This window comes from Sphingomonas bisphenolicum (genome assembly GCF_024349785.1).
GTDB lineage: Bacteria > Pseudomonadota > Alphaproteobacteria > Sphingomonadales > Sphingomonadaceae > Sphingobium > Sphingobium bisphenolicum.
The window spans coordinates 2,822,661-2,838,815 of record NZ_AP018817.1 but is presented as its reverse complement, the minus strand read 5'-3'; the positions used below and the strand labels follow the sequence as shown (position 1 = coordinate 2,838,815).

Below are 16,155 nucleotides of genomic sequence, written 5' to 3'. Positions count from 1 at the left end.
GATTGAACGGGAAAGCGACCGGATCCCGCATCATGGCCAAAGCGCAAACCAAAGCGAAGGAAGACAGTCTCGCGACCTATCGCGCGAAGCGGGACTTTGCCCTGACCGCCGAACCGTCCGGCGCAAGCCATCCTGCATCAGGCAATGGCTTTGTCGTCCAGAAGCATGCGGCAAGCCGGCTCCATTATGATTTTCGGATCGAGCTGGACGGCGTTCTTGTCAGCTGGGCAGTGACACGAGGACCCAGCGTCAATCCCGATGACAAGCGCCTTGCGGTGCGGACCGAGGATCATCCGCTCGATTATGCCCGGTTCGAAGGCACCATTCCCAAAGGGCAATATGGTGGCGGCACTGTCATGGTCTGGGACAATGGCACATGGGAATCGATCCCGGGCAAGGATCCTCGCGAGACGTTACCCGAGGGCCACCTTCACTTCATCCTGCACGGACGCCGGATGCAGGGAGAATGGATCCTCTTCCGTCTGAAACCGCGTGGCAAGGAAAAGGGCGAGAACTGGATCTTGCGCAAGGTCAACGACGGTTTTGCAGGCGGCTCTGACGATCTGATCGGCACGCATCTCACCAGCGTCGACAGCGGGCGGACGATGGAGGAGATTGCCGCTGGCAAGTCTGTTCCGATGCGTAAAGCGACCACAACGGGGCAGCCCGCCGAGACGCGCAAGCCGGCGAGAAAGACAAAATCTGCTGCTGGAAAACCCCCAGCGTTTCAGCCTGTCCAGCTGGCGGCGCTCGTCGATCATGTGCCGACCGGCAATGCTTGGCTGCATGAGCTGAAATATGACGGATATCGCACATTGCTGGCGATCGGCGGCGGCGAGGGCAGGGCCTATACCCGCTCCGGCCTCGACTGGTCTGACCGGTTTTCCAGGCTGATCGCTGACGCTGTCGCACTCGACGTGGAAAGCGCGCTGATCGATGGCGAGGCCGTCATTGTCCTGCCCGATGGCCGCACCAGCTTTCAGGCGTTGCAGGCGGCTCTTAAGGATGACCCCGGTAAGATCGATTATTTCGCGTTCGACCTCCTTGAGCTTAACGGGGAGGATCTGACCCAGCGGCCGCTGGTTGAACGCAAGGAGCTGCTTTCGGCCCTGATCGGTAAGGGCGCTGGCCATCTGCGCTACTCCGACCATATCGTCGGACGCGGCGAGCAATTGTTCGACAGCTTCTGCGGCGCGGGGCTTGAGGGCGTTATCTCCAAGCGTGCCGATGCCCGCTATTCCGGCTCCCGTTCGGGAAGCTGGGTCAAGACCAAGTGCATCCGCCGCCAGGAATTCGTGATCGTCGGTTGGCTTCCGTCGGACAAGCAGCGCGGCTTTCGATCGCTGCTGCTGGGTGTCAACGAGCATGGCAGGCTGCGCTATGCAGGCAAGGTCGGCACGGGGTTCACGGGCGACGAGATGGAGCGGCTGATGGAGATCATGGCGCCGCTCGAGCAGACATCTCCAACGGTGGAGGCCCCGCGCGCAGCCGTGCGCGGCGCGCACTGGGTAAAGCCCAGGCTGGTCGCGGAGATCGCCTTTATGGAATTCACAGACGAGGGAGTGCTCCGCCATTCCAGCTATCTGGGGCTCCGGGAAGACAAGAAACCGGAAGCCGTCGTGCTCGAAGTTGAGGCGCCGGTTGCGGTGGCGGCCGCACCGAAGAAGGGCAGCGGGATCAAGGTCAGCAACCGCGATCGGGTGATATTTCCTGAGGGTAAGCTGACCAAGGGCGAACTTGCCGATTATTATGAGGCCGTCGCCGAAATCATGCTGCCCTGGACCGGAAGTCGGCCAATCAGTCTGGTCCGCTGTCCACAGGGCCGGGACAAGAAATGCTTCTTCCAGAAGCATGACGCCGGCAGCTTCGGGGACGACGTCAAACAGGTCGCGATCCTGGAGAAGGACGGCCATGAGGAATCCTATCTTTTCGTCGATATGCCGGCTGGCCTTCTGACCTGCGTTCAGATGGGAACCATCGAATTTCACGGCTGGGGTGCGCGGATCGAGGATGTCGAGAAAGCCGACCGCCTCGTCTTCGACCTCGATCCCGATGAAAGCCTGAAGTTCAAGGATGTGGTCTCGGCCGCCTTCCATCTTCAGGATGTACTTGGCCAAATGGGGCTGGCGACATTCCCGATGGTGACGGGAGGGAAGGGGGTGCATGTCATCGCGCCATTGACCCCCACAGCGGAGTGGCCGCAGGTGAAGGATTTCGCGCACCGCTTTGCCACGGCGTTGGCGCAGGCAGAGCCCGAGCGCTTTACGGCGGCACTCGCCAAAGCCAAACGCACGGGCCGGATTTTCATCGATTATTTGCGCAACCAGCGCGGCGCGACGGCGGTCATGCCGTATAGCGCCCGCTCGCGGCCGTTTGCGCCAATCGCTGTGCCGCTTACATGGGACGAGCTCAAAGACCTCGACACGCCTGCACACTGGCACATCGGCGACGCTGCGGAGATGGTGAAGCGCGCCCGATCCAAAAATCTGGCGCATTGGGGTCGGGCCGATCAGGTCCTGCCTGACCTGTGAAGATCGCGACCTACAATGTGAACGGGATCAACGGTCGCTTGGCCGTGCTGTTGCGCTGGTTGGCGGAGGACCGGCCTGACATCGCGGTGTTGCAGGAGTTGAAGGCGCCGGATGAGAAATTCCCCCTAAGCGCCATCCGCGAGCTTGGCTATGACGCGATCTGGCATGGGCAGACAAGCTGGAACGGGGTCGCCATTCTGAGCCGCGTTGGCGAAATCCATGAAACCCGTCGTGGCCTCCCCGGCGATCCGGACGACAGCCAGAGCCGATATCTGGAGGCGGCGGTCAATGGCATCCTGATTGGTGGCCTGTATCTGCCCAATGGCAATCCCCGGCCAGGGCCGAAATTCGATTATAAAATGCGGTGGTTTGAGCGGCTGATCGACCATGCGGCAGGGCTGATCCAAACCGGGCTTCCGGTCATGATCGTTGGCGATTTCAACGTGATGCCGACAGAGCGTGACGTGCGGCGCCCGGAGCGCTGGCTCAATGATGCATTATTCGCGCCGGAGGTGCGATCGGCTTACTTTCGGCTTCTCGATCAGGGTTGGACCGACGCGCTGCGGACTATCCATTCTGACGAGACGATCTACACCTTCTGGAAATATTGGCGGGGAGCATTTGAGCGCAACGATGGCCTGCGGATCGATCATCTTCTGCTCAGCCCGGTGCTTTCAGAGCGGTTAGTCGATGCGCAGGTCGACACCCATGTACGCGGTTGGGAAAAGAGCAGTGACCATGCGCCAGCTTGGGTAGAAATCTCCGACTGAGGCCGGCAGAATCCGGGAGTGTGTTAATAGTGCCATCGCGATCAGGTAATTCCGCGCGTTTTGGGACGCTCGAGAATGTCGGCATTAGAGTATCAAGCCCGAGAAAGCGGCCATCTGCCCTCCTCAAGGCAAAGTTTGCGGCGCGAGCACGCCAATCAGGCGAACACGCTGCCCTATGGGCATTCGGGTTCGCACCTATACGCAGTGCGCTTACGCTGGAAATTGGCGAGGCTCCGGAATTCGATAAGTGCTCCGCCAGACAAACATGATGCCGGATGCACTCGCCTACACGCCTGAACGTCGCTTAAGCCCCCGCGAGCCCGCGAACCTCCCCTGCACAGTCAATTGGTCCGCTTGTACGAGTTCGTCACAATCAAGAATATATCGATCTATGGCGCGCAATGGGAAGGATTCGACTTTTCATCAGCCGGAACGGCGGTGACGATCGGCGTCGATGAAGTCGTAATCTGCGCATCAATCATCTGGGCGGACGGCGCGAAATGCGGTGTTCTGCTGGAGCATGATGTGGATCCTATTGCGTTCATTCGCCAGCATTCGATCCGGCCGATAGGGCACTGTGCGCCTGCGGTCGGAAAGATGACGGAAATCGATGTACCCAGCATCTTCTGATCGATAGCTCCCGCAGGCAACAATGAACGACAGCTAGGGTAGAATATCCTCAGCAGGGCCCGGAGCTCGCAAAGTCTGCTCGATGAGAGTCGGAATGAGCGGTAACAGCTCGCGTGCCAGAAAGCCTACCTCGCCGATTGTTTGGGCAAGGATGTTGCCGGCCTTTCCATGGATCCAGGCGCCCCAGGCGGCCGACTGAAGTGCAGTCGCACCTCGAGAAGCGAGACCTCCTATGAGGCCAGCCAGCACATCGCCGGAGCCTCCCGTGCCAAGCCCGACGCAGCCCCCCTCATAAACGAGACATTGGCCGTCAGGTTTGGCCAGATAGCTGATGTCTCCCTTGAGGAGGATGACCGCGCTCCATCGCGCTGCCATTTCGGCGGCTATCGCTGCTGGCTTCGCATCGACCTCTTCGATTGGCAGGCCGCTCAGCGCCGCCATCTCTCCATGGTGAGGCGTGAAAATCACATCCTTGCTTACTCGCCACCGTGATGGGTCGAAGTCATGCAGTGAAACCAGAGCCGCAGCGTCGAGAATGAGACTGCCAGGAAAATCGAGGCTATCGAGGAGATTGGCAATAAAAGCCCGCGCACCTTTGCCCGTGCTCATGCCTGGTCCCAGAACAAGCGTATCGCAGGCCGTGATCCGATCCTTCAATATTTCCGCTGCCGCAGGGGCGATTTCTCCGTCTTCATCGGCGGGCAGGGCAATCATGGCTGCCTCCGGGAGGAGCACGCCCAACGACAGCGCCGAAGACCGCACGGTCGCCATCTGCAGCTTTCCAGCACCTGCGCGTAGCGCGGCTTCACCGGTAAGGCGAAGCGCACCGGGCACAAATTCGGCACCTCCAACCACCAGGACGCGACCGCGACTGTTCTTGTCGGCGCCTTGCGCGATCGCCGGCAGCGGATGTCGCTTCAGCCACGCCTCGTCGAGTTGGTGGCAACTCATCCGCGTGCACCGGCTATGGCATCGGGCGCGCGGGTCACGGGCGTGTCGTCCTGCGCGACCGGGGCCGTCACATTATATCGACTAAGAATTAGCCCTCCACCCTTGGCCTTGTCAGCGTCGAATGCATATTCAGTGATGGCGCAGTTGGCGACATCGCCTTCACGGTCGACTTCCAATATCTCAGCCTCGGTCATGCCTTCGATGATGTACCGCAAGCACAGCACAACCACCTGATGGGTGAAGATCATCACATGCCGGTCCGCATGATGCAGCGCGATCGTATCCATGACGGAGCGCAGTCGCAGAATGACATCGCACCAGCTTTCGCCCCCTGGAGGGCGATGATAGAATTTGCCTAGCAGCATGCGAAATTCTGCTTGCTGCGGCTCGATGCTGCTTATCCCCATAGATGTCAGCCCATCGAGGATGCCGAATTCCTTTTCCCGCAGCCTCTCGTCAAAGCAGATGGGCACATCGCCTGCGCAACCTCCGGCCTGACGGAATAGATCGGCGGTCTCGCAGGCGCGGCGATAGGGAGATGCAAGGAGAACATCTGGACGCTCATGCGGTGCCTCGCCGGCATACCAACGTCCAAGCGCTCCGGCCTGGTCGCGGCCCAGGTCGCTCAGGGGCACGTCAGCATCTCGCTCGGACAAATCTATGCGATCGACATTGGCCTGCATGGCTGCATCCCGCGCGACGTTGCCTGCGCTCTGACCATGCCGAACGACCGTCAGTTTCCTCGGCCAATGCATCTGCTTCACCGCTTTTCTCCTTTGCGAAGAAATGGATGGGCTGGCCAAATGATCCCCTTTGCGAGCGCGGGCATGCAGCCCGATCAAGGATATTTCTCTGCTCCGTTGAGTTCACCAGTATGAGAGGAACATATTAGCCGGGAATCACGCATGCGCGATGATGTCGAAGCGCTGACGCTTATGGCGGAGGAAATTTCGCTTCTCCGCGATCTTGCCGCGCAGGATAAAAGCGATCCAGGCTGGATCCTGATCCGAGCCTGCGCAGATCATATGTGTGAGATCATGGATCATTTTGCCGGCACTCAATGGCATTTGAGTGGCGAAATGCCCTGGTGGCGCACATTCCAGAAAAAGCCCTGACCCTGTCCTGATCTGGAGTCGCAGATCAGGGAAGCCTAGTTTCCAAGGTCAGGGATATAACGTCCGAGCATGGGGTTGTTGGAAGACTGCGCTCGGCAGTTCCTCCAAAATCCGTGAGGCCCAATGGCTCGCTCGCATCAGACCTATTTTGTGAAGATCCATCCCACCCAGTCCAGTGCACTGAACAATGAACATGACAAAGCCTCACGGAGCGAACTTGCCCGCAGGATTGCCCGGCTCGGCGATGCGAGATTTGTCGATCATGACATGTCGGGTGACCAACAGCTTTCAAGCGGCCAGCCGGACACACTTTTCATTCCGACCGGCACGATCGATCTCTCGACGGCAAGAAAACTGGGCATCCAGACTGAGAGCCAGATCTACGGTGGCGTCGTGCCGCTTCCCTTTGTCGGGAGCAAGGTCATAACGCATCCGGCCTTCGGGGACGCCCCCGCAATCCCGGCCGGATGGCGCGCTGGACTGGGCTCGGCTCTTGCTCCTCACGTTCTTGCGGGCTGGTCGGCCTTCACTCTCGATGCGGTCCGCGCTGCCGCTGTTGATATGCTCGGGCATACGGCGATCCGCCTGAAGGAGGTCGAGGCCACTGCCGGACTAGGCCAGTTCGTCGCGACGTCGGTCAAGGAACTGGACGAAGCGATGGCCCAGATCGACCAGGCTGCCATTTCGAAGCATGGCGTGGTGATCGAGGAGAATCTTGATGACGTTGTCACCTACAGCGTCGGTACGACGCGCCTTTTTAGCGAGGCGATTTCCTATTGGGGCACGCAGCGGCTCACCACGAACAACAGCGGCGCGACTGTCTATGGAGGCTCGACCCTTCATGTCGTGAGGGGCGGTTTGGAGCAGGTTGCGAGCCTGGGTCTGGCGGAGGAATTGCAGCAGGGAATCGATAAAGCGATCGCCTATGACGCTATCGTCTCACGATTCTATCCGGATTTGCTGGCGTCTCGCCGCAATTACGATGTCGCCGCAGGCGTCAACTCCTACGGGGAACGTCGCATCGGGGTGCTCGAGCAGAGTTGGCGTGCCGGGGGCGCAAGCGGCGCGGAGATCGCGGCGTTCGAAGCCCTGGCGCGTGATCCCGGCCGCTCGGCTGTGACATGCATGACGATGGAGATTTATGGCGAGGTCGATGCCGCTCCGGACGGCAGCATTATCTACTATAGCGGTGTCGACCCCGTGGCAGGACCGATGACAAAATATGCGATGGAGCTGGAATGACAGGCAGTCGGCTATCCTTTGACGTCGAGGGCGAGAGCCTGGAAGCAACCTTGTTGTCGCCCGACAAGCTGGTCCCTAGCATTCTCTTCATTCACGGATGGGGCGGCTCGCGCGAACAGGACATGGTGAGAGCCGCAGAGATCGCCCAATTGGGCTGCATCTGCTTCACCTTCGATCTGCGAGGCCATGCCAAACATGCCGAAGAGCGCAATGTCGTGACACGGTCGCACGGTCTTGCAGATGTGACGGCGGCCTATGATTATCTCGTTGGACAAGACCAAGTCGATCCATCGGCGATTGCGGTCGTTGGCACCAGCTATGGTGGCTATCTCGCGGCATTGCTGACTGCGGCTCGCCCGGTCAACTGGTTGGCGCTTCGCGTTCCTGCCCTCTATCCGGACGAACATTGGGATGTGCCCAAGGCGAAGCTCGACCGCGATCTTATCAATGCCTATCGGGCGCGCTTTCGAACGGGCCGGGAAGACAAGGCTTTGGCCGCCTGCGAGCGCTTTGCTGGCGATGTTCTGATCGTTGAATCGGAACATGACGATTATGTGCCGCATGCGACCATCAGCTCTTATATGTCGGCATTTCACAACAGCAATTCGCTGAGCTATCGTATTCTAAAAGGCGCTGATCATTCGCTGCGGGATGAAGGTGGGAGGCGCGCCTACAACCAATTGCTGCTTACCTGGATCGAGGAGATGGTCCGGGGCGGTCGCCGGCCGTCATTGCCAGACGCCCAAGCAGAGGCACAACTACCATCGCAGGCGCGAAAGCTCGCACAAGGATAATCGTCTCCAAGCGGATATGGTCTTATAGCTATGTTTCACTGTGGGGTGGCCCGTTGTTCCTGCTCGTGCGTTAATGCCGCAACAATAGGAGGAGACGGCCATGTCCATGTCGCTTGAAGATCTGTCGCGCAAGATGAAGGAGATCGATTTCGCGATGCTTGCCACCCATACGGGCGACGGCGCGATCGGATCGCGTCCGATGAGCAATAATCGTGAGGTCGATTATGACGGTAGCGCCTGGTTTTTCACGGAAGAGACCACGCTCATGGTGTCGGATATCAAGGCCGATCCGGCAGTAAATCTAAGCTATCAGGGCAAATCAGGCTTGTTGGGACAACGCCCCTTCTTTCTGGCGGTGGAAGGGACAGCCATGCTCATCCGCGACAAGGACCAGTTTGAAGCGCATTGGACGAAAGGCCTGGAACGGTGGTGGCCGCAGGGTCCGCAGACGCCTGGCCTCGTCCTGATCCAGGTGATTGGCGAGCGCGCGCATTATTGGGATGGCGAAGAGGAAGGCGAGCTATTGCTGGAGGGCGCTCACTGATGGTATCGAATGAGAAGCCCTCGCCGCGCCGGCTCGCGAAGGCCGGTGCAGTCATTTGCGGCGTGATCATTGCCCTGTTCATCATCATATTCGTCGCGAGAAATGTCTGGCATGGCGAGGAACTGGAGCAGGATCAGGTCACCGGCAACAACGTCGCGACTGAGCATACCGGCCCGTCATATAACCAGCAGCCTTGAACCACACAGCTTTCAAAGAAGCTGGAAGCTGGCCATGTTCGCTGGAGCCTAGCCTCTGCTGGCCTCCAGCGACATGAGAGCCTGAGTGATAGCCCGATGGGTCAGTCCTTGCGGCATGTTGCCCAGATAGCGTCCGGACACAGGGTCGATCATTTCAGGATATACGCCGGCTGTGGGCGCCGGCCCCTCAATCGCTTCGGTAAATGCCCTGGACGCCGCTCCAGGCTGATCAAGCAGAATTTTGGCTTCGACCATCCAGAAGGTGCAGGCGAGGAAGCAGCCTTCTTCCTTGTCGGCTCCGGAATAGCGATAATGATAGGGTCCACAGCCGAGCTCTCGATCGATCGCCTCGACCGTTCGACGCAGGCGATCCCGTCCATCGAACCCAAAGCGCACAGCAAGGGCGAGCGACGCATCGAGGCGATCCGAGCCCGGATAGAAACTATAGGCGCCGAGGCTCTCGGACCAGCAATGCTCCGTTATCCACGCCTCGATCCTGTCTCGCTCGCGTGACCAGCGATCGCGGCAGGTCGTCGGCAATTGCCCTGCGTCGGCCAGTTCGACGGCGCGGGCCAGGGCCTGCCAGCAACTGATTTTCGACATGGTACAATGCTGTTCTTCGGCAAGCTCCCAGATGCAGCTATCCTTCTGGCGCCAGATGTCCGCGCATTGATCGGCAAGATGCGCCGATATCTCTGCGCTGCGCGCGTCCAGGATATTGCCATGGTTTACGAAGCATGCCGCGGTCTCGAAGATATCGCCATATATCCCATGCTGCCGCTGATCCGTGGCGCGGTTTCCAGCAACAACCGGCTCTGAACAGCGATAGCCAGGCAGGTCGACTGTCCGGACGTCTGAAACTGCGCCACCCCAGATCGAATAGCAGACGCGCGGCCCCACTTCCTTGATTTGCTTGAGCAACCAGGTCAGAGCAGCCTTCGCCTCCGCCTGGGCACCAACGCGCAGGAAGGCGTTGATGGTATAGCCTGCGTCGCGGACCCAAGCGAAGCGATAATCGTAATTTTTCGACCCGCCAATCCGTTCAGGAAGAGAGGTGGTGGCCGCCGCCGCGATCGCACCGCTGGGTGAAAAGAGCAGGAGCTTGAGGGCGAGGGCACTTCTGACCAATGCCTCCCGATATGGTCCGTCACATTGGACCGTCTGCGCCCATGTGCGCCATTCGTCATCCGAGCCATCGATCCGGGCGTCTATTTCCTCAAGCGAAGGCGCGACCAGCGGCTCGTCTTCGCCTGCCACAATCGCGAGCAACTCCGTCTGGCCCTCCTTGATCGTCAAACTTGCAGTCGCGCCATTATCGCCCAGATGGTCGATGATTATGCCCGATCCCCGCAGAAAGAGACCCAGCACGCCGCCGACATGGAAAACATCATGGCCACCGACTTTCTGCATATAGGGCGAAGCGGTGTCCGCCCAGTGACCGAGCCTCAACGCGATGTCGAAATGCACCGAGCCTTCCAGCCCCTCGATCCGCCGCGCCAATTCGCACCAGGGCAAGCGTCCCGCAGAACCGTTGTTGAGCGATTCGACCATTCGCGCCTTACCGCCAGCGGTCGAAAATATAGTCTCGAGGACATTACTCTCGGGACGATAAGCCCGCTCGACCTCGAAAGCTTCACGAGGCGTGATGGCGAAATAGCCGCCCTCCTGCGGATCAAACAACCGATCGAAGAGGGGCGGAGAATCGAGATTGGGGACACACCACCAGTCGAGCGACCCATCGCTACCGCTCAGGGCCACGGTCCGGCCATCGCCCAGGGCCGCATAATGTTCGAGATGAAGATAGTTTTCCGCGTCGCGCCGGGGGCGAGCGTTGTCGAGCCGAGTCCTGTTGATGACGACATTCCCTTGAACTGCTTTCAGGCGAGAACGCACGAGAGGCGGCCTGTTTTCCTGATCCAGATCAGAGCTTTGAATAAGATTGCCATCCTGCTGAGCCCGGTGTGGAACTGGATGGCTCTGCGGCTCGTAGTTTGCCGTGTCGCCTAGAACGGCAAAATGGACTGTCGTCCATCATCCCCATCAGCAAGGAGCGAACATGGCAGAGCGTCTCACCATGCAGGACCCGCGCGCGCAATATCCCAAGCCCCCATTTCCAGAGCAGCCGCAGCCGGTTCCCGGTATCGCTGCGGACATGGATCCCAGGCCTGACCATGGCGAGGAAAGCTATACCGGCTCGGGCAAACTCGAGGGCCGCAAGGCGCTGGTCACTGGCGGTGACAGCGGCATCGGCCGAGCTGCCGCTATCGCCTATGCGCGCGAGGGCGCCGATGTCGCCATCTCCTATCTTCCAAGCGAAAAGGAGGACGCAAAGGCGGTCATCGCCCTGATCGAGGCAGAGGGCCGCAAGGCGGTCGCGCTGCCTGGCGACATTACGGACGAGAACTGGTGCCGCAAGCTCGTCGATGAGGCCGTCAAGGGCCTTGGCGGGCTCGACATTCTTGTCATCAATGCTGGCCGCCAGCAATATCGCGATGACGTGGAGGCAGTGAGCTCGGAAGATTTCGACCGCACGCTGAAGACCAATCTCTACGCCATGCACTGGATCACACAGGCCGCCGTGCCGCATCTTCCCGCCGGCGCGTCGGTGATCACAACCGCCTCCGTCCAGGCCTATGAGCCTTCGGCCATATTGCTCGATTATGCCACGACCAAGGCAGGCATCGTAGCCTATACTAAGGCGCTTGCCAAACAGCTGATCGAAAAGGGCATCCGGGCAAATGTGGTTGCCCCCGGTCCATTCTGGACAGTCCTGCAATCCAGTGGCGGTCAGCCGCAGGACAAGGTCACCAAGTTCGGGGAGCAGAGCCAGTTCGGCCGCCCTGGTCAGCCGGTCGAGATCGCGCCCGTCTATGTGCTGCTAGCCTCGCAGGAGGGCAGCTATATCACCGGTGAAGTCTATGGCGTGACCGGCGGCGCCGGGATCGCCTGACGCAAGGATGGCCCCGCGTCACCGCGGGGCCACCGTCCCAACAGATATGGTTCTGACAGGATAACGCCGGTCCGCCACCTCAAGAAGGAGCGGCACGGCCAGAGGCCTTAGTCGCGCAGGCTATCGGGAACCACGCCGCCATTTTCAGCGAGTTTCGTCATCACCGCCCTGTGCAGCGCGATATTCTGCTCTGCGCTGCCGTCAGCGCCTTCATGGACAGCCAGTTCGTCGGCCAGTTCCTTGCGCGCAGCAAGGCTGGAATCGAGATCGAGCAGCTTCAACAGATCGACGATCGAACTTTGATAATTTCCCCCGCCGCCCCTGGCGTCGGCCATGGCCGAAAGGACCGCGCCGACATCGACCTGCGGCAGCGACGTTGCCTCAGGTGACGCGGTGGCCGTGGCGGGCGACGCAGGGGGCGTAGTGGTCGGCGGGGGCGGGTTGGTGGTCTGGACATTCGTGGCGGGTGCAGGGGTGCCACTGCTCGCCCTCTGGTCGTCATGACCAAAAATCTTGTCTCTAATCTTGCTGAAGATGCCCATGTGCCTGTCCTCCATGTGGTGGTTCAATCATCACCAAACGGCGTGTGTCAAAGAAGGCTCCCATGGGAACGAGCTTGGACGCGGCGGGTTGACGTTCTGACAGACGATGATCCGGGAGACGATCGATGAAGATGCAGTTCGCGACGGTGGCGATATCATTGGCAGCGCTGACGCTCGGCGGGTGCGGCAAGAAGGTCGATACGGCGTCCAACAACGGCGCGGCGGCGCCGATGAACAGCGTCAACACCATCGAACCGGCGCCCGTTGCGGAGAGCGCAGGCCAGACGTTCGCCAATGCGGCAGCGGCGAGCGATACATTCGAAATCGAAAGCTCAAGATTGGCGCAAGCCAACAGCCAGTCGACGTCCGTGAAGAAATTCGCGGAGTCGATGATTAAGGCGCATACCGATTCAACGGCAAAGCTCGGCCAGGCGGCGAGCGCTTCGTCCCCGGCCATCGTGCCCAAGCCGATCCTGTCCAGCGCGCAACAACAGTCGCTCGACGCGCTCAAGGGCAAGAAAGGGGCCGACTTCGATGCCGCCTATATCGAAGCGCAGACCAAGGGACATAAGGAGACGCTCGACACGCTTAAAGCCTATTCGGCCAGTGGCGAGGTTCCCTCATTGAAGGAGTTCGCGGCCAAACTTATTCCCATCGTGACAGCCCATCTCAACATGGCGAAGGGCCTCAAGTCCTGAGCGAACGTTCCTTTTTCAGAATCTCTGCGTGTACGGACGGGCCATGGCGGTGATCGCCAATGACCCGGCTCCCTGCCCCTTCGATCTTGCATGAGGCAGATCGAAGGGGCTTTTCACCCTGCCAGCAAATGCCGCGTCGAGATGATATCGCGCGTTCATCTTTAGACCGGCCTGGACCGACAGCACCCGACCGGAAGCACATGCTCCACCGATGTCATGAATTCGCCGGGCAGCTTGGTGAAACCGCCATCGGCGCATGCAATATCACCGGGCGTTGCGGGTCCAGTGCATGCGCCCCATTCGCAATGCCAAGCCCTGATGTCGACCGCCGCACTGTTGAAGGAGCCGGCAATTTGCTGACGGTCCGACTGGCGCAACCATTTCGACGCCCACAAGGTCACTCTGTCACCCAGATGGCATTGTCGCTCAGCCGAGGCGAAATTCACCGATGCGATCGCCCTGTTGAAGGCCGTCCATCACAAGGTCGAGGATCTGTTCGAGAAGTTCGAGGGTGCCAAATCCGCAGACCGCCAGCAGGCGTGGGCGCACGAGATCTGCGTCGAGCTCAAAATCCACACGCTCATCGAGGAAGAAATCTTCAATCTCGCCTTCCGCGGGTTGATCGAGGAAGACACACTCGGCGAAGCCTGTGTCGAACATGATGGCGCCAAGGTGCTGATCAACGACATAGATGCCGGGTCGCCCGACGACGCATTCTACGGCGCCAAGGTCAAGGTGCTTTCGGAAGAAATCAAGCATCATGTCCACGAGGAGGAACAGGCATCGGAGGGTTCGCTCAATACCGGAAGGCGGATGTCGATCTTGTGGCACTCCGCGATGCGATGGCCGTACGCAAGAAGGTATTGCTTGCCCCAAGCAAAGGCAGGCGGGCTACCTGCCGCGAAGCCGACGGCTGTGAACCTGCTCGCGGCCTGATCAGCCGGTGAAACGCAATGGGTCGCCGCCTGAAAATGCAGGCGGCTCGATTCTTGCGACCGCTATCCGACGCGATCCTCCACAGCGGCGGTCAGCCTTTCGTGTCGCAAGACTCCGCCTGAAGAGCGCTGGCGACGCTTCGCTGCATATGCTTGCAGATGGTGTTGCCGAGTTCCAAGCCGTCCTGGGAATTGGAGAAAGGATATTCTCCAGGAACAATGCTCCCATTCTCCATGTCGCAGCCGCCGTCTGCGCTGACATTTGGACAAAGATAAGGGCGGTTTCGTGAAGGTTGGGAAGAACCTCATCTGCTCCGCTTCTCCTCAAACGCCTTCGGTGCCGCGGGCCATTCTCCCTCGGGAAGGGGCGCCAGGCTATCGAACCACGCGCGTGAGCGCAGCAGCGTCAGCCGATCACTGGCAAAGTTCATGTCCGCCCGATCCACAGCGCGAAGTTCTTCATTCACGCCCGCCCAATCGCCAGATGCGACCACGACGTAACTTACCGTGCCGCTTTCGCAGGTCACGAGGGCTTCGACAGCTTTTCCGATCGTCTCGCCTTCAGCATCAACGACCGGCATGCCAGCGACGCTCGTCGCGGTAAAAAGAGTTGGATAGAGGGATCGCTGGCTTGCCTGAGCGGCGGACTTGCCACCATCTTCATAGGCGCGCTGCTTGCCAAGCCAGCGCCAGACGCCGATGAGATTGACCAGAGTTAGAAATCCGTTGGTGGCAAGCAGGTTTGCCTGTCCCGAAGAGAAACCGACTATCGACCAGGCGATCGATCCCAGGGTGAAGACCCCGAAACCCCAGCCCGTGACGCGTGCGCCCAGATTGGCTGCGGTCATCATGGCCGCAATCATGGTGGCGGCAGGGGCAATCCAACCGGCGAGGTCTTCCAACTATGGTAGCTCCATGATCAAAGGGTCAGAAGCGGTTAACGCGAAGCGATCTTGCTGGTGCCGGACCGAAGCAGATTTCTAAGCTTCCCCCTTGAAAACACATGGAGGCAGCGGTTTGCCCGAGCAAGCGCCGTACCAGCCCCGCGAGATTAAACTTTCCTGGCAGCAGGGGGCATTTGGCGAGTCGCGGCCAAAACGCTCCGAACAACTCAATGACGTGCCTAAGGCCCGAAGACTTTTGAGCATAACTGGCGCAATTCCTCTGCCGGTGATGATTGGCTGTCCTGCGCGACGCACTCGTTGCGCCGAACCAAGGCGTCGATCATCGAGTGGGCGACAGGCAACCTGCGTATCGTTCAACTCCTGCTCGGTAACAGCAAGATCGAAAATAGGGTCCGCGATCTGGGGATCGACGTGGAAGGCGCGCTCGCGCTCGCCAAGAACACCGAGATCTGAATCGTCGGCTCCCGCAGCGCTGGCGGGGAGCCGGCTTTAGTGGGCGTGACGAAGCCGCCGTTCGATGAGGCTGCGCTGTACGGCGGCTTTCGCCTTATAACCTGCCGGTCGGTTAGCGACCCATAATCGGCCCTCCGGGCAAGCTACGGATTGACCCGAAAATGGTCATTGGAGTGTTGATCGGCCGAGACGGCCAGCTAAAGTTGAGCGACGGCTTCCACAATGTTGCGGAAAGTCACCGGCTTTTGCAGCCGGACCACACAGGCGAGGTCTTCCGGGACAGCGTCCGGGTCGTATCCTGTCAGAAAGTTGAACGGTACGCCGCGTTCCTTCAGCGCATGCGCGATCTCAAATCGCGGCTCACCGCCACCCAGATTAAGATCGAGCACTGCATGCGTCGGCGTCGCTGTTTCCAGCAGATCGAGCGTCGCATCCTCGCTCGGACAGGGACCAAGCACCTTAGCGCCTGCGCCGCGCAGTGCGGCGGCGGTGTCGCCAGCGATGTAGTAATCATCCTCGACGACGAGCACATTGCGACCGGTCAGGTCAGGCGCTCCGGTCATATCCAGTGTTCCTCCACACACAATCGTCGGCGATGGCGCATCGGTTTCAAGAATGCTTTCACCCTCTTTAAGCGGAAACTCCAGGTGACAGCGTGCGCCGACCGGTTCGATGCTGATGCTTCCCGTGCCGCCCAACTCGTAGGGGATCTTGCCTTCTATCAGATCACTTCCGAACCCGCGCCGCATCACTCTGCCGTGCGGCGGTGCACCTGTTTCGACCCAGTCGATCGCCAGCCAGGTGCGGCCGCGCTTCTCGAAGGAGGACCATTCGACACGCAAGCGGCCTTGAGGAACCGATAATCAAGCCGTTTGCGATGGAAGCGCTCGCGACGCGG

Annotated in this window: 16 protein-coding genes and 2 pseudogenes; 12 read left to right on the top strand and 6 right to left on the bottom strand. The window is 60.0% G+C overall.

The window, feature by feature from the left end; genetic code table 11:
• Positions 1–32 precede the first annotated feature (32 nt).
• From ligD to SBA_RS14070, 3 genes are all read left to right on the top strand, one after another.
• Entirely contained in the window at positions 33–2,531 is a 2,499-nt protein-coding gene (gene ligD / locus SBA_RS14080; RefSeq protein ID WP_261934878.1) for a DNA ligase D, read from the top strand.
• Positions 2,528–3,301, top strand: a complete 774-nt coding sequence (xth, locus tag SBA_RS14075) for an exodeoxyribonuclease III (protein ID WP_120249851.1) — start codon at positions 2,528–2,530, stop codon at positions 3,299–3,301. Before ligD ends, xth begins: the two co-directional genes overlap by 4 nt.
• A 345-nt stretch (positions 3,302–3,646) precedes the next feature.
• Positions 3,647–3,931, top strand: coding sequence for a hypothetical protein (locus tag SBA_RS14070; RefSeq protein WP_261934877.1), 285 nt, complete (start codon positions 3,647–3,649; stop codon positions 3,929–3,931).
• 33 nt (positions 3,932–3,964) lie between these two features.
• Here SBA_RS14070 and SBA_RS14065 read toward each other — a convergent pair whose 3' ends face one another.
• Positions 3,965–4,882, bottom strand: coding sequence for an NAD(P)H-hydrate dehydratase (locus SBA_RS14065; RefSeq protein WP_261934876.1), 918 nt, complete (start codon positions 4,880–4,882; stop codon positions 3,965–3,967).
• The gene (locus SBA_RS14060) at positions 4,879–5,637 is read right to left on the bottom strand and encodes a histidine phosphatase family protein (protein WP_120249854.1); all 759 of its coding nucleotides are present in this window, start codon (positions 5,635–5,637) and stop codon (positions 4,879–4,881) included. The genes SBA_RS14065 and SBA_RS14060 overlap by 4 nt, the downstream gene beginning before the upstream one ends.
• Before the next feature lie 150 nt (positions 5,638–5,787).
• Between SBA_RS14060 and SBA_RS14055 the strand changes: the two genes are divergently transcribed.
• From SBA_RS14055 to SBA_RS14035, 5 genes are all read left to right on the top strand, one after another.
• Positions 5,788–5,997, top strand: coding sequence for a hypothetical protein (locus SBA_RS14055; protein ID WP_261934875.1), 210 nt, complete (start codon positions 5,788–5,790; stop codon positions 5,995–5,997).
• A 123-nt stretch (positions 5,998–6,120) separates the two neighbouring features.
• Complete coding sequence (locus SBA_RS14050) at positions 6,121–7,239, top strand: DUF3182 family protein (RefSeq protein ID WP_120249856.1); 1,119 nt, start codon at positions 6,121–6,123, stop codon at positions 7,237–7,239.
• Positions 7,236–8,033, top strand: coding sequence for an alpha/beta hydrolase family protein (locus SBA_RS14045; RefSeq protein WP_261934874.1), 798 nt, complete (start codon positions 7,236–7,238; stop codon positions 8,031–8,033). The genes SBA_RS14050 and SBA_RS14045 overlap by 4 nt, the downstream gene beginning before the upstream one ends.
• A 100-nt stretch (positions 8,034–8,133) precedes the next feature.
• On the top strand, positions 8,134–8,577 hold the full coding sequence (locus SBA_RS14040) for a pyridoxamine 5'-phosphate oxidase family protein (protein ID WP_261934873.1): 444 nt from the start codon (positions 8,134–8,136) through the stop codon (positions 8,575–8,577).
• Positions 8,577–8,774: a hypothetical protein gene (locus SBA_RS14035; protein ID WP_120249859.1), complete on the top strand. Its 198-nt coding sequence runs from the start codon at positions 8,577–8,579 to the stop codon at positions 8,772–8,774. Before SBA_RS14040 ends, SBA_RS14035 begins: the two co-directional genes overlap by 1 nt.
• 48 nt (positions 8,775–8,822) lie before the next feature.
• Here the strand turns inward: SBA_RS14035 and SBA_RS14030 are convergent, their stop codons facing one another.
• Entirely contained in the window at positions 8,823–10,667 is a 1,845-nt protein-coding gene (locus tag SBA_RS14030) for a glycoside hydrolase family 15 protein (protein WP_261934872.1), read from the bottom strand.
• Between the two features lie 163 nt (positions 10,668–10,830).
• Between SBA_RS14030 and SBA_RS14025 the strand changes: the two genes are divergently transcribed.
• Entirely contained in the window at positions 10,831–11,724 is an 894-nt protein-coding gene (locus tag SBA_RS14025; protein WP_120249860.1) for an SDR family oxidoreductase, read from the top strand.
• A 107-nt stretch (positions 11,725–11,831) separates the two neighbouring features.
• Here the strand turns inward: SBA_RS14025 and SBA_RS14020 are convergent, their stop codons facing one another.
• Complete coding sequence (locus tag SBA_RS14020) at positions 11,832–12,266, bottom strand: DUF3597 domain-containing protein (protein ID WP_261934871.1); 435 nt, start codon at positions 12,264–12,266, stop codon at positions 11,832–11,834.
• A gap of 125 nt (positions 12,267–12,391) precedes the next feature.
• Here SBA_RS14020 and SBA_RS14015 point away from each other — a divergent pair, with 125 nt between their 5' ends.
• Together SBA_RS14015 and SBA_RS14010 are read left to right on the top strand one after the other, a co-directional pair.
• On the top strand, positions 12,392–12,964 hold the full coding sequence (locus SBA_RS14015) for a DUF4142 domain-containing protein (protein ID WP_261934870.1): 573 nt from the start codon (positions 12,392–12,394) through the stop codon (positions 12,962–12,964).
• Positions 12,965–13,366: 402 nt separating this feature from the next.
• Positions 13,367–13,900, top strand: a pseudogene (locus SBA_RS14010) (hemerythrin domain-containing protein).
• Between the two features lie 304 nt (positions 13,901–14,204).
• On the opposite strand, the gene SBA_RS14005 reads toward SBA_RS14010, so the two are convergent.
• Positions 14,205–14,762, bottom strand: a complete 558-nt coding sequence (locus tag SBA_RS14005; RefSeq protein WP_120252019.1) for a PRC-barrel domain-containing protein — start codon at positions 14,760–14,762, stop codon at positions 14,205–14,207.
• A gap of 330 nt (positions 14,763–15,092) precedes the next feature.
• On the opposite strand from SBA_RS14005, the pseudogene SBA_RS14000 reads away from it, so the two are divergent.
• A pseudogene (locus SBA_RS14000) lies at positions 15,093–15,257 on the top strand (integrase); the annotation flags it as partial.
• Between the two features lie 197 nt (positions 15,258–15,454).
• On the opposite strand, the gene SBA_RS13995 reads toward SBA_RS14000, so the two are convergent.
• A complete protein-coding gene (locus SBA_RS13995) occupies positions 15,455–16,099 on the bottom strand; it encodes a response regulator (RefSeq protein ID WP_261934869.1) in 645 nt (214 codons plus the stop codon).
• Positions 16,100–16,155: the final 56 nt, after the last annotated feature.

Excerpts from the sequence above, each read along its gene's own strand:
- SBA_RS14040 (WP_261934873.1), top strand. The coding sequence starts at position 8,134 with ATGTCCATGTCGCTTGAAGATCTGTCGCGCAAGATGAAGGAGATCGAT.
- SBA_RS14005 (WP_120252019.1), bottom strand. The coding sequence starts at position 14,762 with ATGATTGCGGCCATGATGACCGCAGCCAATCTGGGCGCACGCGTCACG.
- SBA_RS14015 (WP_261934870.1), top strand. The coding sequence starts at position 12,392 with ATGAAGATGCAGTTCGCGACGGTGGCGATATCATTGGCAGCGCTGACG.
- ligD (WP_261934878.1), top strand. The coding sequence starts at position 33 with ATGGCCAAAGCGCAAACCAAAGCGAAGGAAGACAGTCTCGCGACCTAT.
- SBA_RS14065 (WP_261934876.1), bottom strand. The coding sequence starts at position 4,882 with ATGAGTTGCCACCAACTCGACGAGGCGTGGCTGAAGCGACATCCGCTG.
- SBA_RS14035 (WP_120249859.1), top strand. The coding sequence starts at position 8,577 with ATGGTATCGAATGAGAAGCCCTCGCCGCGCCGGCTCGCGAAGGCCGGT.
- SBA_RS14025 (WP_120249860.1), top strand. The coding sequence starts at position 10,831 with ATGGCAGAGCGTCTCACCATGCAGGACCCGCGCGCGCAATATCCCAAG.
- SBA_RS14050 (WP_120249856.1), top strand. The coding sequence starts at position 6,121 with ATGGCTCGCTCGCATCAGACCTATTTTGTGAAGATCCATCCCACCCAG.
- SBA_RS14020 (WP_261934871.1), bottom strand. The coding sequence starts at position 12,266 with ATGGGCATCTTCAGCAAGATTAGAGACAAGATTTTTGGTCATGACGAC.
- SBA_RS14055 (WP_261934875.1), top strand. The coding sequence starts at position 5,788 with ATGCGCGATGATGTCGAAGCGCTGACGCTTATGGCGGAGGAAATTTCG.
- SBA_RS14060 (WP_120249854.1), bottom strand. The coding sequence starts at position 5,637 with ATGCATTGGCCGAGGAAACTGACGGTCGTTCGGCATGGTCAGAGCGCA.
- SBA_RS14045 (WP_261934874.1), top strand. The coding sequence starts at position 7,236 with ATGACAGGCAGTCGGCTATCCTTTGACGTCGAGGGCGAGAGCCTGGAA.